The organism is Amycolatopsis mongoliensis, assembly GCF_030285665.1.
Taxonomy (GTDB): domain Bacteria; phylum Actinomycetota; class Actinomycetes; order Mycobacteriales; family Pseudonocardiaceae; genus Amycolatopsis; species Amycolatopsis mongoliensis.
Genome location: NZ_CP127295.1, coordinates 3,355,424 through 3,378,887, shown reverse-complemented (window position 1 = coordinate 3,378,887; position 23,464 = coordinate 3,355,424). Strand labels below are relative to the sequence as shown.

Here is a 23,464-nt window from a genome sequence, read left to right as displayed (position 1 = left end):
CGCCACGCTAACGAACTCACTCGGACGGCCGCACGCGGGCCTTCTCCAAGTGCACCAGTTCGTGGTTGTTCTCCGGCGTCCGGTGCGTCTCGCGGTAGCCGTGCTTCGCGTACAGGTGCAGCGGCCCCGCGCTTTTCGAGCCGGTGAAGAGCCGGAACAGCGTCACCGACGGCGGGGCCATCGACTCCGCCGCCAGCAGCAGCCGGCTGCCGAGGCCCGCCCCCTGCCGGTCGGGCGCCACGACCAGCCTGCCGATCACGCCGACGTGCCGGGTCACCGTCAGGCGCACCGACGCGACCAACCGGTCGTTCTCCCGGATGCCCCAGGACAGGCACGACGAAAGCGCCGCCCGCGTCTCATCGAGGGTCTCCAACAGGGGCGGCAGGTTCCAGTCGTCGTGCGCGCGGGCTTCGGTGACGTACGCCGCGCGCTGCAGCGTCAGCACTTCGCCCGCGTCCGCGACGCCCAGCCGCCTCACCCGACCCGGATGCCCCAGCTGCCCGACCACGACGACGCCGGCTCGAGCTCGATCAGGTGGGTGCCCGTGTTGAGGGCGTCCGCCGGGCAGGTCATCGGCTCGACGGCGACCGCGCGGCCGCGCCCGACCAGGTCGTCCGGGGTGAACACCTGCGCCCAGTGGAAGTCCGGGCCGGTCCAGACCACCAGCCGCTGGTCCTCGTGGCCCAGGACGAAGTGGTGCGTTCCGTCCGAAGCCGCCGAAAGCCCGCCGAACGCCGTGTCCAGGTCGACGTCCGCCAGCACCCGGCCGGCGCGGAAGTCGTACTCGGTGCCCTCGACGTCCTGCTCGGGCGCGTACGGCATCTGCTCGTCGCCCAGGTAAGGCCGGACGCGGCTCGCGGGCAGCGTGAGGGTCAGCTCGTCGGTCGGGACGTCGCCGATCCGGAAGTACGGGTGCGTCCCGACGCCGACGCCGATCGGCTGCTCGCCTTCGTTGCGGATCTCGTGGGTTACGGTCAGTTCGCGCGGCGCGACTTCGTAGGTGACGGTCGCGCGCAGCGGCACCGGCCAGCCCGGCTGCACCTCGACGTCGACGGCCAGGGTGATCGACGACTCGGCGTGCTCCAGCAGCTCCCACTCGAGGTGGCGGGTCAGGCCGTGGATGGCGTTGCCGCGCGCCTCCTCGGTGATCTCGAGCTGCTGCTTCTCGCCCTGGAACGTCCACTGGCCGGCCTTGGTCCGGTTCGGCCAGGGCAGCAGCACCTGCCCGGCCCCCTTCGGCGGCTTCGCGTCTTCGGGGAACTCCTCGACGTACGGCACCCCGCCGACCTCGAACGCGCGCAGCCCCGCGCCGATCTCGGTGACGACGGCGCGCGCGTTGCCGCGGGTGATCTCGAACTGCTGACCGGTCGGGTTGCCCATGCGACGACCTTACCGAGACTCGAACTAACTAGACCGGTCGTCATAGTTTGAGCTACAGTCGGTGTCATGGTCCGTCGCACCGACACGCGGCAGCGGATGCTCGACACCGCCGCCGACCTGTTCCAGACCCAGGGCTACCACGCCACCGGCCTCACCCAGCTGACCACGGCCGGGGGCGCGCCCAAGGGGTCGCTCTACTTCCACTTCCCCGGCGGCAAGGAGCAGCTCGCCGCCGAGGCCGTCCGGCTTTCCGGCGAGCGCACGGGCGCGCTCCTCGAAGCGATCCTGCGCGACGCGCCCGACGCCGTGACCGCGGTCGACCGCGCCGTCGAAGCGCTCGCGGGCTTCCTGACCGAGTCGGACTTCCAGCGCGGGTGTCCACTCGCGACGGTCGCGCTCGACGCCGCGGCGGAAAGCGAGCCGATCCGCGAAGCCTGCGCCGACGGCTATTCGTCGTGGCACGAAATCCTGAAAGAACACCTTGCGGGACACCGGCTTCCGGCCGATCGCGCGGACGAGCTGGCCACCGTCGTGCTCGCCGCGATCGAAGGCGGGCTGCTGCTGGCCCGCACCCGCCGAGACGTCGCACCGCTGCGCGCCGTCGCCACCCACCTGCACGCCACCCTCGACCGGGAGCTCTCCTGATGCGCGTCCACCACCTGAACTGCGGCACCATGCGCCCGCTCGGCGGCAAGCTGATCGACGGCCGGCCGGGCCTGCTCCGGCGCGCCACCATGGTCTGCCACTGCCTGCTCCTCGAGACGGACACGGGTCTCGTGCTCGTCGAGACCGGCATGGGCACGCCGGCCGCCGTCGACCGGAACGCCTGGCTGGGCGCGGGTTTCGTCCGCCAGTCCAACCCGGTCGAAGATCCCGCGCAGACCGCGATCGCGCAGATCCGCGCGCTCGGCTTCGACCCGGCGGACGTCCGCGACATCGTGCTGACCCACCTCGACCTCGACCACGCCGGCGGGCTCATCGACTTCCCGTGGGCGCGCGTGCACGTCTACGCCGAAGAGCTGCGGGCGTTCCAGGAGCCTCGCGACGCCGCCGAGCGCGGCCGCTACCGCACGATCCAGTTCGCCCATGGTCCACAGTGGACGTCCTATGCGGACACCGGCGAAGCGTGGTTCGGGTTCGGCGCCGTCCGGCAGCTCGACGGCCTGCCGCCGGAGATCCTGCTGGTCCCGCTCTCCGGGCACACGCGCGGGCACGCCGGGGTCGCCGTCGACACGGGCGACGGCTGGCTGCTCAACGCCGGTGACTCGTACTTCTTCCACGGCCAGGTCGACCCGGAGGCCCCGCACTGCCCGCCGGGCCTGAAGTGGTTCGAGGGCCACATGGAGACGGTGAAGGGCGCCCGGCTGGACAATCACCGCCGCCTGCGCCAGCTTGTTCAGGAGCACGGCGGCGAGGTCACCGTCTTCGCCGCGCACGACGAGACCGAGTTCCTCCGGCTGAGCCTCCGTGCCAAGCGGGGCTTCGCCCCGGGCCGGGGGCTTCGCCACCCGGACCCCCGAAAAACGAGCAGGAGCAGGGTATGAAGGTGCACCACCTGAACTGCGGATCGATGCGCCCGGCGGGCGGCAAGCTGCTCGACGGCGAGCCCGGCCTGCTGCGGCGGGCGGAACTGGTCGCGCACTGCCTGCTGATCGAGACCGGCGACAGCCTGGTGCTGGTCGACACCGGGTTCGGCAGCCAGGCCGTGGCCCGCCCCGGCGAGTGGCTGGGCCGGCCGTTCATGGCGATGGTCGGCGCCCGGCTCGAAGCCGCCGAAACGGCGGTCGCGCAGATCAAGGCGCTCGGGCTCGACCCCGCCGACGTCCGGCACGTCGTCGCGACGCACCTCGACGTCGACCACGCGGGCGGGCTGGCCGACTTCCCGAACGCCGTCGTGCACGTCCGGGCGGAGGAGCACCGGGCGGCGACGTCGCCGTCGAACGCGGCCGAGAAGAACCGCTACCGCGCGGCCCAGTTCGCGCACCGCCCGCTGTGGAGCACCTACGACGAGCCGGGCGAGCCGTGGTTCGGCTTCGAGGCGGTCCGGTCGCTCAAGGGCCTGCCGGAGGAGATCCTGCTGGTCCCGCTCACGGGCCACACGCGCGGCCACACCGGCGTCGCGGTCGACACGGGCGAGGGCTGGCTGCTGCACGCGGGCGACGCGTACTTCTTCCACGGCCAGCTGGACCCGGTCGCCCCGCACTGCCCGCCGGGCATGACGGCGTTCCAGAACCTCGTCCAGACCGACCGCAAGGCTCGGCTGGCGAACCTGGAGCGGCTGTACGAACTGGCCCGCGAGCACCCGGACGAGGTGACGGTGTTCTCGGCGCACAGCCCGGTCGAGCTGGCGGCACTGCGCCGCTGATCGAGGGAACCGGATGATCTTCCGTCGCATCTGAGCCGTGACGAAGGAGGCTCAGTGGTGACGAAGAAGTGGTGGAGTGCGGCCTTGATCGGGTCGGTCGCGGTGCTGGTCACGGCGTGCGGGAGCGGCACACCGCCTGCCCCGGCCGCCGCCGCGATGCCGGAAGCGGCACCGCTCGATCTTTCCGGGGTCGTCCTGCTGCAGCACTCCGAACAGACCGGCTTCGACGACGTCGTCTTCGCCGATCCCGCCACCGGCGCGGTGAAGACGACCCTGTCCCTGCCCGGCTACGACAGCTCCTTGACCCGCTTCGACGGGCCGGCCACGAAGCTGGACCTCGTCTCCCCCGACGGCCAGTACGCGACGCTGGAGACCGACGAAGGCGTCGACGTCTTCAAGCTCAACGCCGCCGACCGGCGGTACGAACGCACCGGCAGCGTGCCCGCGCCGGAGCGGTCGATGAGCGAGAAGACTTCGCGGTTCCGGAACCCGCGGTTCGGCCCGGCGGGGTCGAAGCTGTACTTCGACGACGACAAGGCGGTGTACTCCGTCGGCTACCGGCAGCTCGGGCAGCCGGTCAAGGAAGCCGACATCGTGCCGAACGACAGTTCCGACCAGCACGTCGAGGACTGGTGTATCGGACCGCAAGGCGAGGTGCTGACCTGGCGGGACGTCCGGCACGCCGGCGACGGCCTGGCTTATCTGGCCGACTCGTCGGGTGCGATCGCCTACGCCTACTACGAAGAACCGGGCGCCACCTACCAATTCGTCACCGCGCTCGACGCCACGACGGCGCTGATGTCCGCCGTCGCCGGCTCGGACGAGCACGGCGTGCTGATGCGGCTGCACCTCGACGGCGGAACCCCTCAGCTGACCAAGCTCGTCGAGCGGTCCGAGCCGTCGATCGCCAAGGTGGCCGCCGCGCCGGACAAGGCCGGCGTGCTCTACCAGACCGACCAGGGCGAATGGTTCACCTCGCCGACGACGCCGGGCGCGATCGCGCGGCCCGCGCTCACGCAGCTGCCGCCCGCCGGGACGCTGTCGGAGCGGCGGCTCGTCGGCTGGGCGTGATCAGCTGGCGTCGAGGGCCTGCTTGACCAGCGGCGCGATCTGCTCCGGCGTCATCTTCGCCGGGCCGGTGTAGTTGACCAGCACCGGCGTACCCGACACCAGCTCGGCCGACGCGAGGGTGGCCGTCTTCTGCTCGTCGACGTAGTAGACGGCGCCGTCCGGGAAGCCGGCGACGTCCTTCGCGCCCGCCTTCGCCTTCTTGATCGACGCCACCATGTCGGCCGGCTTCGCCCGGCGGCCTTCGTAGCGCGTCACCGCGAGCGCGCCCGCGGCCTTGCCGTTCAGCTGGTACTCGCAGCTGCGGGCCTTGCCGCCGTTGGCCGCGTTGTCCTGGACCGGGCCCGCCACCGCCTGGAGGTTGTCCAGGAACAGCGCCTTCGAGACGGCGGCCGCGGGCAGCAGCTTGCACGGGTCCAGCGACGCCGCCGCAGCGGCGTTGGCGCTCGAACTCGGCTTGGGCGCGGACGACGACGGCGTCGAAGACGGTTTGTCGCCCGAAGAGCAGGCTGTCAACGCGGCAAAAGCGACCAAAACGACGGCGAGGGTACGCATGTCCGGCACCCTAGTCCGAACGGCCTACGCGGTCGGCGCCCGGTACCGCCAGAACGCCGGGAGCAGGAACATCGACGCGCACACCGACACGATCACCAGCAGGCCGCCGACGCTCGCCGCGACCGCCGTGCCGAACGCGGCCGCGCCCCAGCCGTGGACGAGGTCGGCGATCCGCGGGCCGCCGGCGACCACCACCGTGAACACGCCCTGGAGCCGGCCGCGCATCTCGTCGGTGGTCGCGACCTGCAGGATCGCCATCCGGTAGACCGCGCTGACCATGTCCGCCGCGCCGGCCGCCGCCATGAAGAGGACCGCGAGCCACAGCGAGTGCGCGAGCCCGAACGCCGCCACCGCCGCGCCCCACGCGCAGATCGACACGACGACCGCGACGCCCTGGCGGTGGATGCGCGTCAGCCAGCCGGAGAACAGGCCGATCAGCATCGCGCCCGCGGGCAGGGCGGCGTAGAGCCAGCCGAGCGCGGGCCCGCCGCCGGGCGGGTCGCCGAACGTGCGCTCGGCCATCTCGGGGACCAGCGCCCGCGGCATGCCGAAGACCATCGCGATGATGTCGGCGACGAACGAGGCCAGCAGCACCTTCTTCGTCGCGAGGTACCGGAAGCCTTCGACGACGTCGCTGACGCCCGCGCGCCGCGACGGGCCGTTGAGCGGCGGGAGTGCCGGCAGCCTCCAGACCGCGAGCAGCGTGATCGTGAGGGCGACGACGTCGATCAGGTAGAGCGTGGAAAGGCCGAGGACCGGGATGAGCGCCCCGGCGAGCAGCGGGCCGAAGACGGCGCCGAAGGTCGACATCGTCGAGCTCAAGGCGTTGGCCGACGGCAGCAGCTCGCCGGGCACGAGCCGGGCGACGACGGCGCCGCGCGTGGGCATGTTGATCGCGAAGAGGGCCTGGTTGACGGCCAGCAGGCCGAGGACGAGCCACACCGAGCCGAAGTTCAGGAACGCCTGCAGCCACAGCAGCGCGGAGGTGATCGCGACGAGGACGTTGGTGACGACGAGCAGCTTCCGCCGGTCGACGGCATCGGCGACGGCGCCGCCCCAGAGCCCGAAGACCAGCAGCGGGACGAGGGCGACGAGCCCGGTGAGGCCGACGTAGGCGGAGGACCCGGTGAGGTCGAAGACCTGCTTGGGCACGGCGACGGCGGTCAGCTGCGTGCCGACGGCGGTGACCACAGTGGACAGCCAGAGCCGCCGGAAGGCCGGGATCTTCAGCGGCCGGGTGTCGACGATGATGCGGCCGAGGAGCTTGCGCACGCCCGAGCGGGGCGGCAAGGTCTCCGGTTCAGAAGTCACAACGGACGAGTTTAGCTGGGCTAACTATCTCGGGTCGCGTGATTTCCGTCGCCCGGAAGAGCGTCCCAATGTGGCGTTGGTTGCGTCAGACGCACCCAATGTGGCGTTCGGTGCGTCCCACGCACCGAACGCCACATTGGGGCGCTGGGAACTCAGGGGGCGACGCGCTCGATGTTCCAGCCGTCGTCGTTGCGGACGAAGCGCAGCCGGTCGTGCATGCGGTCCTCGCGGCCCTGCCAGAACTCGACCAGGTCCGGGCGGATCCGCCAGCCGCCCCAGTGGGGCGGGGCCGGGATCTGCTCGACGTCGGCGAAGCGGCGCTCGATGCCGTTCAGCGCGTTGTCCAGCGCGCGGCGTCCGTCGACCACCCGGGACTGCGGGGACGCCCACGCGCCGAGCTGCGAACCGCGGGGCCGCTGGGCCCAGTACTCCGCCGTCTCCTTGACGCCGACCTTCTCGACCTCGCCGCGGACGTGGACCTGGCGGTGCAGCGCGTACCAGGGGAACGTCACCGACGCGTAGCGCGTCGCGGTCAGGTCGTGGCTCTTCTCCGACGTGTAGTTCGTGTAGAACACGACGCCGCGCTCGTCGAGGCCCTTGCACAGCACGGTGCGGGAGGACGGCCGGCCTTCGGCGTCCGCCGTCGCCAGCACCATCGCGTTCGGTTCGGCGATGCCCGCGGTGACGGCCTGGTTCAGCCAGCCCTGCAGCTGATCGGTCCAGGTGGCCGCCAGTGCGGATTCGTCGAACGCTGCACCGTCGTACGCCACGCGCATTCCGGGCAGGCGAACCACGGCGTCTTCCACCTGCTGATCGATCTCCGGCATCACGCCAAACCTCCACGCCCGGTCGGGGCATCAGTCGACTTCGGCCCTAGGCACGTTAGGGCCTTCCGAGCTGCGGCGGAACCCACTGAACGGTGAGACCCGCCACCCCCTTCCCGCCATCAGCCCGTAACCGCTAGTCAGCAAGCCGTAACGCGGGCGTTACCCGCCGGACCAGGATCGATACAGCGCCGCCCTACCTTCGGCCCGTTCCCCACCACCCCGGAGGCAGGCATGACCGAGACCCTGTCCAACGCCGAAGAAAGCGCTCCGCCGAAACGCCGTTACGCCCCGCTCGCGGCCAACGAAAACCGCGAGGACTACTCACTGCGCTTCGCCGCTCATTCGTTCCGGAAATGGTCACCGTTCGTGGTCGCGACGACGGCGCTGGGCGGTATCGCCTACCTCGCCGACTTCGCGATCGGAGCCAGCATCGTCCTCTCCTACGGCTTCACGTCCGGGGTCCTCGCGATCCTCGCCGCGGCCGTCGTCATCTTCGTGACCGGCGTGCCCATCGCGGCCGCGTGCGCGAAGTCCGGCGTCGACATGGACCTGCTGACCCGCGGAGCCGGCTTCGGCTACTTCGGGTCGACGCTGACGTCGCTCGTGTACGCGAGCTTCACCGTCATCTTCTTCTCGCTCGAGGGCTCGATCATGGGCCAGGCCTTCGAGCTCGCTCTCGGCATCCCGCTGCCGGTCGGCTACCTCCTGGCGACGCTGATCGTGCTGCCCTTCGCGCTCTACGGCATGGGCGCGGTCGCGAAGATGCAGACCTGGACGCAGCCGCTGTGGATCGCCGGCCTGGTGCTGCCGTTCGTCGTCGTGCTCGTCCGCGAGCCCGGCAAGTTCGCCGAGTTCACCCACTTCGGGGGCACCGAGGGCGCCGGCGCCGGGTTCTCCGCGATCGGGTTCGGCTTCGGCATGGGCGTCGCGCTGTCGCTGATCGGGCAGATCGGCGAGCAGGCCGACTACCTGCGGTTCATGCCCGAGAAGACGGCGGAGAACAAGCGGTCGTGGTGGGCCGCGGTGCTCGCGGCCGGACCCGGTTGGGTGATTCTCGGCGCCGCGAAGCAGATCGGGGGCGCGCTGCTGGCGTTCCTCGCGCTCGGGGTCGTCGGCAAGTCGCACGCGCTGGAGCCGATCGCCCCGTACCTCGAAGCGGTGAAGCCCGCGCTCGGCCCCGTGGCGCTGACGTTCGCGGCGCTGTTCGTCGTCGTCTCGCAGATCAAGATCAACACGACGAACGCGTACTCCGGCTCGCTGTCGTTCGCGAACTTCTTCTCCCGCGTGCTGCACAAGCACCCCGGCCGCGTCTGGTACGTGCTGGTGAACTGCGGGATCGCGCTGGCGCTGATGGAGTTCGGCGCGTTCGGCTTCCTGAACAAGATCCTGGGCTTCTACTCGAACGTCGCGATCGCGTGGATCGGCGCGGTGTGCGCGGACCTGGTGATCGCGAAGCCGCTCGGGCTCTCGCCGCGCTACATCGAGTTCAAGCGGGCCTACCTGCACAAGATCAACCCGGTCGGGTTCGGCTCGATGGTCGTCGCGTCGGCGGTGTCGATCGCCGCGTACTTCGGCCTGTTCGGGCCGTTCCTGGCGGCGTTCAGCCCGCTGCTCGCGCTGGTCATCGCGATCATCCTGGTACCGACGCTGGCCGCGGTGACCCGCGGGAAGTACTACCTGGTCCGGCCGAACACGGTCGCCGGCCCGGACGTCGAGGCCGACCTGCGGGCGACGCACACCTGCTCGGTCTGCAGCGACCCGTACGAGCTGCCGGACGTCGCCGACTGCGCGAAGCAGGACGGCCCGATCTGCTCACTGTGCTGCACGCTCGACAACAGCTGCCACGACGTGTGCCGGACGACAGGCCCGGTTTCGCTGGGCATGCCGGCCCCGCGCGAGGCGTAACGTCCGTAAAGGCCCGTTACCTGCGTCCGCTGCAGGTAACGGGCCTTCACGTTCGCCGGGTTCCCCCCTGGGCCCCCTCCCGGCTCGACTCTTCCACGCCGGAGTGGCCGCCGGGGTTGCCTGGGATTTCCAAGATCTTTTCCGGCCGCATGATGGCCGCCAGCATCATCGCGCGGAATTCCGCGCCCACCTCTTCGACCGGCAGCGGCGGGTCGTGCGCCTGCCATTCGCGCAGCAGCCCGGTACCCGCGCCGACCAGGGCGATCGCCGTCAGCCGGTAGTCCCGCACCGGCGCGACGCCGTGCTCGGCGGCGCGGCTCGCCTCGGCGGCGATGAAGTCCGCCCAGCGGTCGACCCACACCTGGTGCTGCGCCTCCAGCTCGGGGCTGACGCCGACCGCTTCGACGTAGGTGAGGCGCGGCATCCGGGGATCCGCGGTGACCGTGGCGATGAAGACGTCCAGCAGGGTCGAGATGCGGGTGAGCGCGTCGGCGTCGGCGACCTTGTCGAGCTCCGCGGTGACGTGCGCGAGCGCCAGGCTGTTGATCTGGTCGTGGAGCGTGCGGAGCACGTCCTCCTTGCCCGTGAACTCCTCGTAGAAGTTCCGCGTCGACACGCCGGCCCTCGCGCACACCTCGGTGATCTTGGTGTGCCGGAAACCGGTGGAGGTGAACAGCTCCAGGCCGGCGACGAGCAGCCGCTGGCGGCGGTCGGCGCGGCGCTGCTCGGGTGCGACACCGCCGTACGTGCGAGCCACCGGTTGTCTCCTCCTTCTGAGGGATTGCCAGATCCTACCCGTCTGACTAGTTTGTGAAAATCTTGATTACCAAGGACCGGAGGCGATGATGCTTCGTCGGTTGCTGGTCGCTGTCAGCCTCATTTTCGCGGTGGCCACACCGGTGGCGCACGCGGATCCCGGTGTCCTGGTCTCGGCGCGGGCGACGACGGTGTTCGTCGGCCCGCTTCCCGCCCCGGTCAAGGCGTGGCACCTGCTGTACCGCTCGACGTCGGCGACCGGCGCGCCGAACGAGGTCTCCGGAACGCTGCTGGTGCCGTCGGCGCCGTGGCCGCGCGGCGGCCCGCGTCCGCTGGTCACCTACGCGGTGGGCACGCACGGCCTCGGCGACCAGTGCGCGCCGTCCACCTTGCTGGCGCACGGCGTCGAGAACGAAAGCGCGTTGCTGGCGCAGGCGTTGTCGCAGGGCTGGGCGGTCGTCGTCACGGACTACGAGGGACTCGGCACGCCGGGAACGCACACGTACGCGGTCGGGCAGTCCGAGGGCCGCGCGGTGCTGGACGCGGCACGCGCGGCGGCCCTGGTGCCGGGTGCGGGGCTGTCGCCGTCCGGCCCGGTCGGCGTTTTCGGCTATTCGCAGGGCGGCCAGGCGGCGGCGTGGGCGGCGGAGTTGCAGGGTTCTTACGCGCCTTCTCTTCGGGTGGTCGGTGTCGCGGCCGGCGGGGTCCCGGCGGACCTGAACGCGGTGTTCCGCTCCAACGACGGGGGCGCGGCGTTCGGCCTGGTGCTGGGCGCGGCGACGGGGTTCGCCGCAGCCTATCCCGACGTGCCGTTTTCTTCGATCCTGAACGACCGCGGCCGCGAGGCGGTGGCCCGGGTGTCGAAGGCGTGCACGGTCGAACTGGGCGCGGCGGCGCCGTTCGCGCACCTGCGGGACTTCGTGACGGTGCCGGACCCGATCCACGACCCGCGCTGGCAGGCCCGGCTGGCCCAGAACTACCTGGGGACGGTGGCACCTTCGGCGCCGGTGTTCCTGTACCACGCGACGCTGGACGAGCTGATCCCGTTCAGCGTCGGCGCGGGACTGCGGGACCGCTGGAAGTCGGCCGGAGCGTCGGTGACGTGGCAGGAGTTCCCGCTGCTGGAGCACATCGGCGGGGTGTCGGCGGGCGGCCCGGTGGCGTTGACGTGGCTGGGCACGAAGTTCTGACGGCCGAAACCGTCGGTGGCCCCCGGTAGCGTGGAAAACGGGGGCTGCTCACATCGCCGCTCGCCGGAGAAGCCGCAGGGGGTCTTCTCCGGCGAGCGGGTCAGGCGAAGGGGCGGAGGGCGGTGACCGCGTCCGGCCCCAGCGAAGTCGTCAGGGTGCCGCCCGCGGCGAGGGGGCTGCGGGACCACCACTCGCCCGACGTCGGCGGGAGCTCCGGACCACCGACCACCACGTCCGTCGCCAGTACCCGGCGCCCGGCCAGCACCGCCAGGCTGCCGTCCAAAGTGGAATCACCGATCGCCAGCGTCTGGCGCAGCACCGGCACGGCCCCCCGCGTGATGTGCGACGAGGTCGTCAGCGAACCCGGACGCTCCCCCGCCCGCCCCAGCACCAGGACCTCCCGCGTGTGCAGGTACGCATCCGAAGCCACCGAAGCACGCAACACCGCTGTGTGCCGGGCCCGCGCCGTGATCACCGTGGGCTCGGGCAGGTACTCCAAAGAACCACCGGCCTCGACCACCACCGAAACCGTGGACAACGAACCTTCGCCGTGGAGACCGGGCAGCGCGAGGGTGGCCGCCACGCCGGAAAGACGCAGCGAAGCGCCGGGACCGACGCGGACGGACAGCAGCAGGTCGTCGCCGCCCAGCGGGGTGGTCGCCGAGTTGACCAGGTGCACCACCGCTCCCGGACCGCGGCCCCGGCGCGGGAACAACGTCAGCGGCGCCATCGAGCGCAGCTCGCGCAGCACCGTGCGCGTGCCGTCGAAGCACGCCGTCAGCCGGGCGTGGGCCTTCACAGCAGGGAACGCACCCAGGCGGCCACCGCCGGGGCGTCCGGGGTATCCACAAGGGACTGTGTGATGACCGGCAGCTCACCCCGCATCCGGTGCGCGTCCGACGTCATCACCGTCATGTCGGCGTTCACCAGGTGTGCGATGTCGATCTTGTTGATCACCAGCAGGTCCGCCGTCGTGACGCCGGGGCCGCCCTTGCGCGGCACCTTGTCCCCGCCCGCGACGTCCACCACGAAGATCTGGCTGTCGGCCAGCCCGCGGCTGAACACCGCCGTCAGGTTGTCGCCGCCGCTTTCGATGATCACCAGGTCCAGGCCGGGGAACTTCTCCTCCAGGCGCTCGACCGCGTCCAGGTTCGCGGTGATGTCGTCGCGGATCGCCGTGTGCGGGCACGCGCCCGTCTGCACCGCCTCGATCCGGGCCGGGTCCAGGACCCCCGCGCGACGCAGGAAGTCCGCGTCCTCCGTGGTGTAGATGTCGTTCGTGACGACCGCGAGGTTCACTTCGTCGCCCAGCGCGCGGCACAGGGCCGCGGTCAGCGCCGTCTTGCCCGACCCGACCGGGCCGCCGATGCCGATCCGGTACGCGCGGCCCGCGGTCGGCGCCGCGTCGTAGTGGTCGGGCTCGGCGGCCGTCGGGTCGAAGTTGACCTCGTGGAAATGTCCGTGACCGTGCTCAGCTGGCAAAGAGACGCACCTCTTCCTGGTGGTGCCGGGCGTGCGCCTCGGCGAACAGATCCAACGCGGGCGAGCCCGGCGACGGCAGCGACGCCGGGTCGTCCCCGGCCACCGCCGCCGCTTCCGAACAGACGGATTCGAGATCCAGCCGGGCCACGACCGCGTTGACGGCAAAGGGGTCCAGCCCCAGCAGCCGCACCGCGGCGCTCGCCGGCCCGCTCACCGCCAGGTAGGCGACGGCCATCGCGGCGTCGTACGGCGAACCGCCCGCGACGCCGACCAGCGCGCCCAGCACCACCGGGTGATGCGGCCGTGGAGTCTCCGCCAGCAACGCGTCCAGCACGGGAGACGGCCAGGCGATCCGCCCGGCCCGCGCGGTCCCCCGGCCCTGCGCTCGCGACGCCTCACGCTGCGCGAGCGACGGCGTCCGCGCGTCCAGCTCGGCATCCACCAGCGCCCAGTGTCCACTTGCGACAGAACGGGCCGCCGCATGTGCCGACGCGGCGGCGAAGACCGCGGCCAGCGCGCCCGCCGTCCGCAACCGTCCGGAAAGGAATCCCGGGAGATCGCGCACAGCCGTCACGAGCCGGCGGGAGACGACCTCCTCCAGCCCTCCACTGTGGACGTGCCCGCCACCGGGGAAGCGGGAGTCCGCGAGGATCAGCGCCGAGAGGTCCATCAGAAGAGGAAGTACCGTTGGGCCATGGGCAGTTCCGTCACCGGCTGCGGTTCGACGAGCTCGCCGTCGACGTGCACCGCGAAGCTGTCCGGCTCGACGCGGACGTCCGGCGTGGCGTCGTTGAGCACCATGTCCGCCTTGGTCCGCGCGCGGGTGTTCGCCACCGCGACGAGCGGCCGCGTGATGCCGAACGTCTCCCGCAGGCCACTGTCCAAAGCAGACGGTGCGACGAAGTGCAGGCTCAGCGCGGCCCCGATGTTCGCGCCGAACATCGGCCGCGCCATGACCGGCTGCGGCGTCGGGATGGACGCGTTCGCGTCGCCCATGGCCGCCCACGCCGGAAAGCCGCCCTTGAGGACCACGTGCGGGCGGACGCCGAAGAACTTCGGCTCCCACAGCACGAGGTCGGCGAGCTTGCCGACCTCGACCGAGCCGATCTCGGTCTCCATGCCGTGCGCGATGGCCGGGTTGATCGTGTACTTGGCGACATAGCGGCGCGCGCGAAGGTTGTCGGCCGCGCCGTCGCCGGGCAGCGCGCCGCGGCGGCGTTTCATCACGTGCGCGGTCTGCCACGTCCGGATGATCACCTCGCCGATCCGGCCCATCGCCTGCGAGTCCGAGCTCATCATCGAGATGGCGCCCAGGTCGTGCAGCACGTCCTCGGCGGCGATCGTCGACGGCCGGATCCGGCTCTCGGCGAAGGCGAGGTCCTCGGGCACCGACGGGTTGAGATGGTGGCAGACCACCAGCATGTCGAGGTGCTCGTCGAGGGTGTTCGCCGTGTGCGGCCGGGTCGGGTTGGTCGACGACGGCAGGACGTTCGGCAGCGAGACGACCTCGATGATGTCCGGCGCGTGCCCGCCGCCGGCGCCCTCGGTGTGGTACGCGTTGATCGAGCGGCCGCCGATGGCGTCCACAGTGGACTCCAGGAAGCCCGCCTCGTTCAGGGTGTCCGTGTGGATCGCGACCTGGACGCCGGACTCGTCGGCCACGGTCAGGCAGGCGTCGATGGCGGCCGGGGTCGTGCCCCAGTCCTCGTGCAGCTTGAAGCCGCCCGCGCCGGCCGCGAGCTGTTCGCGCAGGGCCTCGTGCCGGACGGTGTTCCCCTTGCCCAGCAACAGGACGTTGACCGGATAACCGTCCATGGCGGACAGCATCCGGCCGAGGTTCCACGCGCCGGGCGTGACGGTCGTGGCCTTCGTGCCCTCGTTGGGGCCGGTGCCGCCGCCGACCAAGGTGGTCAGCCCCGCGGCCAGCGCCGTGTCGACGAGCTGCGGGCAGATGAAGTGGACGTGGCAGTCGATGCCGCCGGCGGTGAGGATCTTGCCGTTGCCGGCCAGGACTTCCGTCGACGGCCCGATGACCAGGGCCGGGTCGACGCCGTCCATCGTGTCCGGGTTGCCCGCCTTGCCGATCCCGACGATCCGGCCGTCGCGCACGCCGATGTCGGCCTTGATCACACCCCAGTGGTCGAGGATCACCGCGCCGGTGATGATCAGGTCGGGCGCACCCTCGGCGCGGGTCGCCATGCCCTGGCCCATCGACTCGCGGATGACCTTGCCGCCGCCGAAGAGCACCTCGTCGCCCGAGCCGCCGGGGCCCATCGAGCGGTCCTCGGTGACCTCGATCAGCAGGTCGGTGTCGGCGAGCCGGATCCGGTCGCCGGTGGTCGGGCCGAACAGCTCGGCGTAGCGCTCGCGGTCGATCTGCGGCATTTCAGAACTCTCCGGAGAATTCGGATCGCAGGCCCGGTACGCGGCGGGCCCCGGCGAGCGGAACAAGATCGACTTCGCGTTCGACGCCCGGCTCGAACCGCACCGACGTGCCGGCCGGGACGTCGAGCCGGTGGCCGCGGGCGGCGTCCCGGTCGAACTCGAGGCCGGGGTTGACCGCGGCGAAGTGGTAGTGCGAGCCGACCTGCACCGGCCGGTCGCCGAGGTTGCGCACGAGCAGCCGGACGCGGGCGCGGCCCGGGTTCAGTTCCACCGGCTCGGCACCGGGGATGATCTCGCCTGGACGCATCGAGGTCCTCTCAGACGATCGGGTCGTGCACGGTGACGAGCTTCGTGCCGTCCGGGAAGGTGGCCTCGACCTGAACGGAGTCGACCATCTCCGGCACGCCGTCGAGCACCTGCGCACGCGAGAGCACGCTCCGGCCGCTCGCGACCAGTTCACTCACCGTGCGCCCGTCGCGGGCCCCTTCGAGGACGTGGTCGGTGATCAGCGCGACCGCCTCGGGGTAGTTCAGCCGGACGCCGCGGTCCAGCCGCTTCCGCGCGACGTCGGCCGCCACGTGGACGAGCAGCTTGTCGCGCTCCTGCGGGCTGAGGTGCATCGCTCAGGTCTATCACCCGGACGACGGCTCCGCCTGGTTCGGAAACATACCTTTAACCTGGGCTTCGTCACACTGCGTGGCGGAGATTCTCCTGCCGGACGGCCTCGGTGACTGAATCGTTCTCGTAATCGTGACCGAAACCACCGCATCTTTCGATTGCCCCCCGGCGATCTAGGGAGCAAGGTCTATCCATCCGTGCGATGGTGCGCGCTTTCCGTGCGCTATTCCGTCCGCGCGAGCACCACCACCAAGACGGGGAAAAAAGCGCACCGAAAGGTTCCGCGAAACAGTGACTACCTCCACGATCAGCAAGCCACAGCCGTCCGGCCAACCCGACGACGGCTTCCGACCGGGTCTGGAGGGCGTCGTCGCCTTCCACACCGAGATCGCCGAACCCGACCGGGACGGCGGTGCGCTGCGCTACCGCGGCGTCGACATCGAGGACCTCGCCGGCAAGGTGACCTTCGGTGACGTATGGGGCCTCCTCGTGGACGGCCGGTTCGGCCACGGCCTCCCGCCCGCCGAGCCGTTCCCGCTGCCGGTGCACACCGGCGACGTCCGGGTCGACGTCCAGGCCGCGCTGGCCATGCTCGCGCCCATCTGGGGCTACCGCCCGCTGCTCGACATCACCGACGAAGAGGCCCGTGAGCAGCTGGCCCGCGCCTCGGTGATGGCGCTGTCCTACGTCGCGCAGTCGGCGCGCGGCATCGGCCAGCCCGCCGTCCCGCAGACCCGCGTCGACGAGGCCCACTCGATCACCGAGCGGTTCCTCATCCGCTGGCGCGGCGAGCCCGACCCGGCGCACGTCCGGGCGCTGGACGCCTACTGGGTGTCGGCCGCCGAGCACGGCCTGAACGCGTCGACCTTCACCGCCCGCGTCATCGCGTCCACCGGCGCCGACGTCGCGGCGGCCATGTCCGGCGCCATCGGCGCGATGTCGGGCCCGCTGCACGGCGGCGCCCCGGCGCGCGTGCTGCCGATGATCGAAGAGGTCGAGCGCACCGGCGACCCGGTCGGCCTGGTCAAGGGCATCCTCGACCGCAAGGAACGCCTGATGGGCTTCGGCCACCGCGTCTACCGGGCCGAGGACCCGCGGGCGCGCGTGCTGCGCCGCACCTGCCAGGAGCTCGGCGCGGCCCGCTACGAGGCGGCCGCCGCGCTGGAGCAGGCGGCGCTGGCGGAGCTGCGCGAGCGGCGTCCGGACCACCCGATCGAGACGAACGTCGAGTTCTGGGCCGCGGTCATCCTGGACTTCGCCCAGGTCCCGCCGCACATGATGCCCGCGATGTTCAGCTCGGCGCGCACCGCCGGCTGGGCCGCGCACATCCTGGAGCAGAAGCGCACCGGACGCCTGGTGCGGCCGTCGGCCAAGTACGTCGGCCCGGCGCCCCGCACGCCGGAAGACGTCGAGGGCTGGGAACTGGTCACCAAGCACTGACCGCTGAAGTCCGTGAATGGCACATCGAGGGACTTAGAGTCCCTTGATGTGCCATTCACGGCTTTGGGGCGACCTCGTGGGCCGCGGTCGCGCCGAGCATGGCGGTGAGCTGGTCGACCAGCCAGGTGTCCAGGGACTCGCGGGCGACGCTGCGCTCTTGCAGCCAGCTGAGCAGGGCGCCCTCGACGACCGCCGTCCAGCAGCGCAGGGTCAGCGACAGCAGCGGCGACGGGTCCTCGACGCCGAGCGCGTCCAGGATCAGCGCCACCGCGCGGTTGCGGACCTCGTCGATCGCCGCGTCCGTCTCCGACGTCGCGATCACCGAACCGCTGCGCAGCAACGCGATGTAGCCCGCGCGGTAGTGGTCGGCGACGTCGATCAGGCCGCGGACGGCCGCGCACAGCCGGGTCTCCGGCGGGCCCTCCTCGAGGCCGGCCAGGCCGTCGATGAGCCCGTCGGTGACCGTGCGCAGCGCCTCCACCTGCAGCTCGCGCAGGCTGGAGAAGTACCGGTAGAACAGCGGCCGCGACACCTCGGCGCGCGCGACGATGTCGTCCACGGTGACCAGCTCCGGCGCCCGCGACCCGAACAGGTCGAGCGCCGCGCGGATCAGGTCGTCGCGGCGGGCCTGCGGCGACATCCGCCGCGGCCGGCTCACGGCGTCAGGTCCAGCTTGGCCGCCTGCCGCAGCAGCCCGGGCGTCAGCCGCGAAAGAACCAGCGCGGCCTTGGCCTCCGGGGTGGACGGGGCGATCGCGATGTCCTTTTCGACCGCTCGCAGGATGTCCTTCGCGACGCCTTCCGGGCCGAAACCCCGCCGGGCGTACAGCTTCGAGCTTTCCTTCTGACGCCGTCGCTGCTCCTCTTCGGACACTCCGACGAACCGCGTTGTGTTGGTGATGTTGGTCTTCACGATGCCCGGACACACAGCCGTGACGCCGATGTGGTGCTCGGCCAGCTCGGCGCGCAGGCAGACGCTCAACGTCAGCACGGCGGACTTCGTCGTGGCGTAGGCGGTGAGGATCTTCGACGGCAGGTAGGCGGCCGCCGAAGCGAGGTTGACGATCTGGCCGCCTTCGGCGCGTTCGGCGAGCATCGGCGCGAAGGCGCGGCAGCCGTGGATCACGCCCCAGAGGTTGACGTCGATGACGCGTTCCCAGTCTTCGACGGACGTGTCGAGGAACGGGCCGGACATCCCGATGCCGGCGTTGTTGACCACGATGTCCGGGACGCCGTGGTTCTTCCGGACGTCTTCGGCGAAGCGGTGCACGGCGGCACCGTCGCTGGAGTCCACTGTGTACTCCGCGATCCCGTGTTCTTCCAGCAGCTTCAGGGTTTCCGCGGCGGCCGCCGGATCGATGTCGGTGATGACGACGTCGGCCCCTTCGGCGGCGAAGGCGAGCGCGGTGGCCCGGCCGATCCCGCTGCCGGCGCCGGTGACGACGACCAGCTTGTGCTCGAACCGGCCGGTGCCCACCCGCGACTTCTTCAGGGCCCGGCTCTCGACGCCGGTTTCGACGTACTCGATCAGCTCGGCGGCGGCACCCGCGACCACCTTCGGCTTCGCGCGGGTCACCCAGTGCGTCCCGACGATCGGGCGGACCCGCAGGTCCGGCACCCAGCGCGCGATCTCGGTCTGCAGCGGCGTGGTGACGTAGGCGTCGCCAGTCGGGGCCAGCACCTGCACCGGGACGTCGGCGGTGCGCGGCACCGGGCGGGACAGGCGGGTGAACATGTTGGCGCGGTAGAGCTCGAGGCCGTGGATGCCGTCGCTCTTGTCCGGCTTCGCGGCGTCGGGCTCCATGCGCTGGATCTGCGCGCCCAGCAGCCCGGTGCGCCAGAGCAGCTGCGGCACGAGCGGGACCTGGAACGCGAGGATGTACCAGGAGTGCAGGAACTGGCTCAGCGCGTTCTTGAGCCGCTTCGGCGTCGGGCGCGTGAGCTGCGCGCGGAACCACGCACCGGCGTGGTCGAGGCTCGGGCCGGAGATCGACGTGTAGGAAGCGATCCGGCCGCGCAGGCCGTCACCGGTGACGGCGTGCCAGGTCTGGATGGAGCCCCAGTCGTGGGCGACGAGGTGGACCTTGCCGTGCGGCTTCACCTCGTCGACGACGGCGCGGAGGTCGTCGGCCAGCTGGTCCAGCCGGTAGGACGCGCGTCCCGCCGGCTTGTCCGACTGTCCGGACCCGCGGACGTCGTAGGTCACGACGCGGTGGCTTGCCCGCAGCTCGGCGACCACACCGGCCCACATCGAGCTGTTGTCGGGGTAGCCGTGCACGAGCACGACCGTGGGCCCGTCTTCGCGGCCTTCGATGCGGACCGAGAGGCGGACACCGTCGCTGGCGGTCACCCACTTGTGAGACATTCTGTCATGTTAGACAACTTGTCAACAGCGTGGTTCACCCGCGCGGCGGCTGGCGGCCGGACGCTGTTCATGCATCTCGGCGGTTTTTGCTTGTATGACAGCGTTTTCGTGGTTCCACGGGAAACCACGCGGCCGGATCGGGCGTCCCGGCTGACGACTCTGTCCACCGAACGGTGGACACCCGGATTCAGCTGAGCGTCGCTCCCGTCCACCGCCCCGAGCGAGCAAGCTTTCAGGCATGACCACAGCAGTGAGCGTGCGCGGCCTGCGCAAGCAGTACCCCGGTCACCTCGCGGTGGCCGGGCTGGACCTGGACATCGCGCGGGGTGAGGTGTTCTCCCTGCTCGGCCCGAACGGCGCCGGGAAGACCACGACCGTCGAGATCCTCGAAGGCCACCGGGAGCGGACCGCCGGCGAGGTCACCGTCCTCGGGGAGGACCCCGGCAAGGCCGGGCGCACCTGGCGGTCACGCATCGGCATCGTCCTGCAGACCGCCAACGACGCCGCCGAGCTGAGCGTCGCCGAGACCGTGCGGCACTTCGCGAAGTACTACCCCGACCCGCGCGACCCCGACGAGGTGATCGAGAAGGTCGGGCTCGCCGAGAAGGCCAAGGCCCGGGTCAAGTCGCTCTCCGGCGGGCAGCGGCGCCGCGTCGACGTGGCGCTCGGGATCATCGGCCGGCCCGAGCTGCTCTTCCTCGACGAGCCGACCACCGGGTTCGACCCCGAGGCGCGGCGGCAGTTCTGGTCGCTGATCAGCGACCTCGCCGCCGAGGGCAGCACCATCCTCCTCACCACCCACTACCTCGACGAGGCCGAAGCGCTCGCCGACCGCGTCGCGGTGATCGCCCGCGGGGAGATCGTCGCGCAGGACACCCCGCAGAACCTGGGTGGCCGGGCCGCCGCCGAGGCCACCGTGCGGTGGACGGACGAACGCGGCGAGCACGTCGAGCGCACCGCGTACCCGACCAAGCTCGTCACCGAGCTCTCTGCTGGGGGTAGGGAGCTCGCCGGGCTGACCGTGACCAGGCCGAGCCTGGAGGACATCTACCTGGACCTGATCGGAGACAAGGCATGACCACTGCGACACCCGGGGCTTCGTCCGAGGCCGGGGGCTCCGCCGTCCGGAACCCCGGAAAAGCAACGGTGGCCCTCCCCGGCCCGCTGTCGCTCGGGCTGGCCCGGGGCAGCACCGAGCTGCGGCAGTTCTTCCGGCACAAGGAGCAGGTGGTCTTCACCTTCTCCCTGCCCGCGGTCCTGATGATCCTGCTCGGATCCATCCTGGACGGTCCGACGGCGCTGGCGGGCGTCACGTCCGGGCAGCTGCTGGCGGCCGGGATGATCGGCTCCGGCATCGTCTCGACGTCGTTCAACAGCATCGCCACCGGCGTCTCGGCCGACCGGGAAACCGGGGCGCTCAAACGGCTGCGCGGCACGCCGATGCCCTCGTCGTCCTACTTCATCGGCAAGATGGTGCTGGTCGCGGTGTCCAGCCTGGCGCAGACCGTGCTGATGGCCGCGGTCGCCGTGCTGCTCTTCGGGCTGAAGCTGCCGTCCGAGCCCTCGAAGTGGCTGACGCTGGTGTGGGTCTTCGCGCTCGGCATCGTGTCGTGCACCCTGCTCGGGATCGCGCTCAGCTCGCTCGCCAAGTCCACCACCGGCGCGGTCGCCGTGGTACAGATGTTGTACCTGGTGCTGCAGTTCATTTCCGGCGTGTTCGTCACGCCGATCACGAACCTGCCGAAGATCATGGTGGACATCGCGTCGTTCTTCCCGTTGAAGTGGATCTGCCAGGGCTTCCGGTCGGTGTTCCTGCCGGACGGCGCGGTCGGAATGGAGATGGCTGGCTCATGGGAACTTCCGCGGGTGGCACTGGTGCTGGGGATCTGGTGCGTGGTGGGCGCGGTGCTGGCGCGGCTGAGCTTCCGGTGGACCGACACGAAGTGAAGGACGCCTGGGACCGGTTCAACTGGCTCTGGGAGATCCTCTTCGCGGTCGCGTACCTGGCCACGACGACGCTGGTGCTGCTGGACGAGACCGACCCGGTCCGCAGCGTCGTCGCGGTCGGGGCGCTCACCGCGCTCGCGCTGACGTACCTGCTGTGGGGACGGCGGGTGGTGCGCGACGACGGGCACCTGAAACAGCGGTGGGCGCTGGCCCTGGTGATCGTGGCACTGGTCGCGGTCGCGATGTTCGCCAACACGACGTCCAGCTTCATCCTGTTCATGGTGTGCCCGCTGCTGTTCTCGACGCTCGACTTCCGGCCGGCCGCGGTGCTCACCACGCTGGTGATCCTGCTGAGCCCGCTGTCGTCGATCGCCGCGGACGGGCTGCGGGGGCCGGCGCTGCACATCCTGCTGCCGATGACCGCGATCCTCGTCGTGTTCGGGATCCTGTCCGGCAAGTTCATCCTGCACGTCATCGAGGAGAGCCGGGCGCGGGCGGACCTGATCGACCGGCTCGAAGCGAGCCAGGCCGAGGTCGCCCGGCTCTCCCGCGAGGCGGGTACGGCGGCCGAGCGCGAACGGCTCGCACGCGAGATCCACGACACGCTGGCCCAGGGGTTCACCAGCATCGTCACGCTCGCCGAGGCCATCGAGTCCGAACTGGACACCGACCCGGCGGCGGCGCGGCGGCACGTCGAGCTGGCCGCCCGCACGGCGCGGGAGAACCTCGCCGAGGCGCGCACGATGGTCGCCGCGCTGGCGCCGGCGGACCTCACCGCCGGATCCCTCGTGGACGCCGTCCGCCGCCAGGCCGACCGGCTCGCCGACGAGGCCGGCATCGCGGTCCGGTACGAAGTGGACGATCAGCTGCCCGCGCTGGGCATGGCGGGTGAAGTGGTGTTGCTGCGGGGCGCGCAGGAGGCGCTGACCAACGTCCGGCGGCACGCGGGCGCGTCGGCGGTGTCGGTGCGCCTGTCCGTTGTGGACGGTGCGGTGCGGCTGTCCGTCCGGGACGACGGCACCGGCTTCGACCCGGACGGCGTCAGCGGTTTCGGCCTGCGCGGCATGCGATCCCGCGCCGAGCAGGTGGGTGGCAGACTGAGCGTCCGGAGTGGCCCCAGCGGCACCGAACTCACCTTGGAGGTGCCGGCTTGATCCGCATCATGCTCGTCGACGACCACCCTGTCGTCCGCGAAGGCCTCCGGGGCATGCTCGAAGCCGAACCCGACCTGACCGTGGTCGGCGAAGCGGGCTCGGGTGACGAAGCCGTCGCGCTCGACCGCGTCGCGCAGCCGGACGTCGTGCTGATGGACCTGCGGATGCCCGGGCTGGACGGCGTCGGTGCGACGAAGCGGATCCTGCGCGAGCAGCCGGGGCGGCGGATCGTGGTGCTGACGACGTACGAGACGGACGCCGACATCCTGCGGGCGGTCGAGGCGGGGGCGTCGGGCTACCTGCTGAAGGACGCGTCGCGCACGGAGCTGGCGAACGCGATCCGCGCGGCGTCGCGCGGGGAGACGGTGCTGGCGCCGTCGGTGGCCGGGAAGCTGGTCAACCGGGTGCGCAACCCGGAGCCGCAGCCGCTGTCGGCCCGGGAGGTGGAGGTGCTGCGGCTGGTCGCGAAGGGCGGGACGAACGCCGACATCGGCCGGGCGCTGCACATCAGCGAGGCGACGGTGAAGACGCACCTGCTGCGCGTGTTCGGCAAGCTCGGCGTGTCCGACCGCACGGCCGCGGTGACAACCGCGATGTCCCGCAACCTCCTGAGCTGAACCGAGTTTCCCGTGTCTGGGAGGTCGACACGCGTGATTGGGAAGCCGACACGCGTGATTGAGCAGTCGACACGGCGGCGGCCCGGCCCAACGCCGTGTC

At 71.2% G+C, this 23,464-nt stretch carries 25 protein-coding genes; 11 read left to right on the top strand and 14 right to left on the bottom strand.

All coding sequences use genetic code 11. The features are described 5' to 3' along the window. Positions 1 to 16 precede the first annotated feature (16 nt). Together QRX60_RS16530 and QRX60_RS16525 are read right to left on the bottom strand one after the other, a co-directional pair. Entirely contained in the window at positions 17 to 508 is a 492-nt protein-coding gene (locus tag QRX60_RS16530; protein ID WP_286001656.1) for a GNAT family N-acetyltransferase, read from the bottom strand. After that, the gene (locus QRX60_RS16525; protein ID WP_286001655.1) at positions 475 to 1,380 is read right to left on the bottom strand and encodes an aldose 1-epimerase family protein; all 906 of its coding nucleotides are present in this window, start codon (positions 1,378 to 1,380) and stop codon (positions 475 to 477) included. Before QRX60_RS16525 ends, QRX60_RS16530 begins: the two co-directional genes overlap by 34 nt. A gap of 66 nt (positions 1,381 to 1,446) precedes the next feature. Between QRX60_RS16525 and QRX60_RS16520 the strand changes: the two genes are divergently transcribed. Genes QRX60_RS16520 through QRX60_RS16505 form a run of 4 tightly spaced genes read left to right on the top strand, consistent with a single transcriptional unit; the run spans position 1,447 to position 4,816 of the window. Further along, a complete protein-coding gene (locus QRX60_RS16520) occupies positions 1,447 to 2,025 on the top strand; it encodes a TetR/AcrR family transcriptional regulator (RefSeq protein ID WP_286001654.1) in 579 nt (192 codons plus the stop codon). Then, complete coding sequence (locus QRX60_RS16515) at positions 2,025 to 2,924, top strand: MBL fold metallo-hydrolase (RefSeq protein ID WP_286001653.1); 900 nt, start codon at positions 2,025 to 2,027, stop codon at positions 2,922 to 2,924. The genes QRX60_RS16520 and QRX60_RS16515 overlap by 1 nt, the downstream gene beginning before the upstream one ends. Next, positions 2,921 to 3,745, top strand: coding sequence for an MBL fold metallo-hydrolase (locus QRX60_RS16510; RefSeq protein WP_286001652.1), 825 nt, complete (start codon positions 2,921 to 2,923; stop codon positions 3,743 to 3,745). Before QRX60_RS16515 ends, QRX60_RS16510 begins: the two co-directional genes overlap by 4 nt. A gap of 57 nt (positions 3,746 to 3,802) precedes the next feature. Continuing rightward, entirely contained in the window at positions 3,803 to 4,816 is a 1,014-nt protein-coding gene (locus tag QRX60_RS16505) for a hypothetical protein (RefSeq protein ID WP_286001651.1), read from the top strand. On the opposite strand, the gene QRX60_RS16500 is transcribed toward QRX60_RS16505, so the two are convergent. From QRX60_RS16500 to pdxH, 3 genes are all read right to left on the bottom strand, one after another. Then, positions 4,817 to 5,368: a DUF3558 family protein gene (locus QRX60_RS16500; RefSeq protein ID WP_286001650.1), complete on the bottom strand. Its 552-nt coding sequence runs from the start codon at positions 5,366 to 5,368 to the stop codon at positions 4,817 to 4,819. It abuts the gene before it with no gap. Between the two features lie 24 nt (positions 5,369 to 5,392). Beyond that, a complete protein-coding gene (locus tag QRX60_RS16495) occupies positions 5,393 to 6,658 on the bottom strand; it encodes an MFS transporter (protein ID WP_286003613.1) in 1,266 nt (421 codons plus the stop codon). A gap of 173 nt (positions 6,659 to 6,831) precedes the next feature. Next, positions 6,832 to 7,506 (bottom strand): pyridoxamine 5'-phosphate oxidase, encoded by a 675-nt coding sequence (pdxH, locus tag QRX60_RS16490; protein ID WP_286001649.1) that lies wholly within the window; start codon positions 7,504 to 7,506, stop codon positions 6,832 to 6,834. A 231-nt stretch (positions 7,507 to 7,737) separates the two neighbouring features. Between pdxH and QRX60_RS16485 the strand changes: the two genes are divergently transcribed. Continuing rightward, positions 7,738 to 9,411: a purine-cytosine permease family protein gene (locus QRX60_RS16485; protein WP_286001648.1), complete on the top strand. Its 1,674-nt coding sequence runs from the start codon at positions 7,738 to 7,740 to the stop codon at positions 9,409 to 9,411. Positions 9,412 to 9,457: 46 nt separating this feature from the next. Here the strand turns inward: QRX60_RS16485 and QRX60_RS16480 are convergent, their stop codons facing one another. Continuing rightward, positions 9,458 to 10,168 carry a TetR/AcrR family transcriptional regulator gene (locus QRX60_RS16480; protein WP_286001647.1) on the bottom strand — a complete coding sequence of 237 codons (711 nt, stop codon included), beginning with the start codon at positions 10,166 to 10,168 and terminating at the stop codon, positions 9,458 to 9,460. 88 nt (positions 10,169 to 10,256) lie between these two features. Between QRX60_RS16480 and QRX60_RS16475 the strand changes: the two genes are divergently transcribed. Continuing rightward, positions 10,257 to 11,357, top strand: coding sequence for a lipase family protein (locus tag QRX60_RS16475; RefSeq protein ID WP_286003612.1), 1,101 nt, complete (start codon positions 10,257 to 10,259; stop codon positions 11,355 to 11,357). Positions 11,358 to 11,457: 100 nt separating this feature from the next. Here QRX60_RS16475 and QRX60_RS16470 read toward each other — a convergent pair whose 3' ends face one another. From QRX60_RS16470 to QRX60_RS16445, 6 genes are read right to left on the bottom strand one after another with little or no spacing between them, the layout of a single operon-like run. Continuing rightward, entirely contained in the window at positions 11,458 to 12,156 is a 699-nt protein-coding gene (locus tag QRX60_RS16470) for an urease accessory protein UreD (protein WP_286001646.1), read from the bottom strand. Then, complete coding sequence (ureG, locus tag QRX60_RS16465) at positions 12,153 to 12,839, bottom strand: urease accessory protein UreG (RefSeq protein WP_286001645.1); 687 nt, start codon at positions 12,837 to 12,839, stop codon at positions 12,153 to 12,155. Before ureG ends, QRX60_RS16470 begins: the two co-directional genes overlap by 4 nt. Then, a complete protein-coding gene (locus QRX60_RS16460; RefSeq protein ID WP_286001644.1) occupies positions 12,829 to 13,509 on the bottom strand; it encodes an urease accessory protein UreF in 681 nt (226 codons plus the stop codon). Before QRX60_RS16460 ends, ureG begins: the two co-directional genes overlap by 11 nt. After that, positions 13,509 to 15,224, bottom strand: coding sequence for an urease subunit alpha (locus tag QRX60_RS16455; protein ID WP_286001643.1), 1,716 nt, complete (start codon positions 15,222 to 15,224; stop codon positions 13,509 to 13,511). Before QRX60_RS16455 ends, QRX60_RS16460 begins: the two co-directional genes overlap by 1 nt. 1 nt (position 15,225) lies before the next feature. Continuing rightward, complete coding sequence (locus QRX60_RS16450) at positions 15,226 to 15,531, bottom strand: urease subunit beta (protein ID WP_286001642.1); 306 nt, start codon at positions 15,529 to 15,531, stop codon at positions 15,226 to 15,228. Positions 15,532 to 15,541: 10 nt separating this feature from the next. Continuing rightward, the gene (locus QRX60_RS16445) at positions 15,542 to 15,844 is read right to left on the bottom strand and encodes an urease subunit gamma (RefSeq protein ID WP_155540714.1); all 303 of its coding nucleotides are present in this window, start codon (positions 15,842 to 15,844) and stop codon (positions 15,542 to 15,544) included. Positions 15,845 to 16,133: 289 nt separating this feature from the next. Between QRX60_RS16445 and QRX60_RS16440 the strand changes: the two genes are divergently transcribed. Continuing rightward, entirely contained in the window at positions 16,134 to 17,282 is a 1,149-nt protein-coding gene (locus QRX60_RS16440) for a citrate synthase 2 (protein WP_286001641.1), read from the top strand. A 55-nt stretch (positions 17,283 to 17,337) separates the two neighbouring features. Here QRX60_RS16440 and QRX60_RS16435 read toward each other — a convergent pair whose 3' ends face one another. Then, positions 17,338 to 17,922 (bottom strand): TetR/AcrR family transcriptional regulator, encoded by a 585-nt coding sequence (locus QRX60_RS16435; protein WP_286003611.1) that lies wholly within the window; start codon positions 17,920 to 17,922, stop codon positions 17,338 to 17,340. A 14-nt stretch (positions 17,923 to 17,936) separates the two neighbouring features. Next, positions 17,937 to 19,631, bottom strand: a complete 1,695-nt coding sequence (locus QRX60_RS16430) for an SDR family oxidoreductase (protein ID WP_286003610.1) — start codon at positions 19,629 to 19,631, stop codon at positions 17,937 to 17,939. Between the two features lie 253 nt (positions 19,632 to 19,884). Here QRX60_RS16430 and QRX60_RS16425 point away from each other — a divergent pair, with 253 nt between their 5' ends. Genes QRX60_RS16425 through QRX60_RS16410 form a run of 4 tightly spaced genes read left to right on the top strand, consistent with a single transcriptional unit; the run spans position 19,885 to position 23,364 of the window. Further along, entirely contained in the window at positions 19,885 to 20,724 is an 840-nt protein-coding gene (locus tag QRX60_RS16425; protein ID WP_286001640.1) for an ABC transporter ATP-binding protein, read from the top strand. Then, on the top strand, positions 20,721 to 21,593 hold the full coding sequence (locus QRX60_RS16420) for an ABC transporter permease (protein ID WP_286001639.1): 873 nt from the start codon (positions 20,721 to 20,723) through the stop codon (positions 21,591 to 21,593). The genes QRX60_RS16425 and QRX60_RS16420 overlap by 4 nt, the downstream gene beginning before the upstream one ends. Then, positions 21,590 to 22,747, top strand: coding sequence for a sensor histidine kinase (locus QRX60_RS16415; protein ID WP_286003609.1), 1,158 nt, complete (start codon positions 21,590 to 21,592; stop codon positions 22,745 to 22,747). Before QRX60_RS16420 ends, QRX60_RS16415 begins: the two co-directional genes overlap by 4 nt. After that, positions 22,744 to 23,364, top strand: coding sequence for a response regulator transcription factor (locus QRX60_RS16410; RefSeq protein WP_286001638.1), 621 nt, complete (start codon positions 22,744 to 22,746; stop codon positions 23,362 to 23,364). The genes QRX60_RS16415 and QRX60_RS16410 overlap by 4 nt, the downstream gene beginning before the upstream one ends. The last annotated feature ends 100 nt before the right edge of the window (positions 23,365 to 23,464 follow it).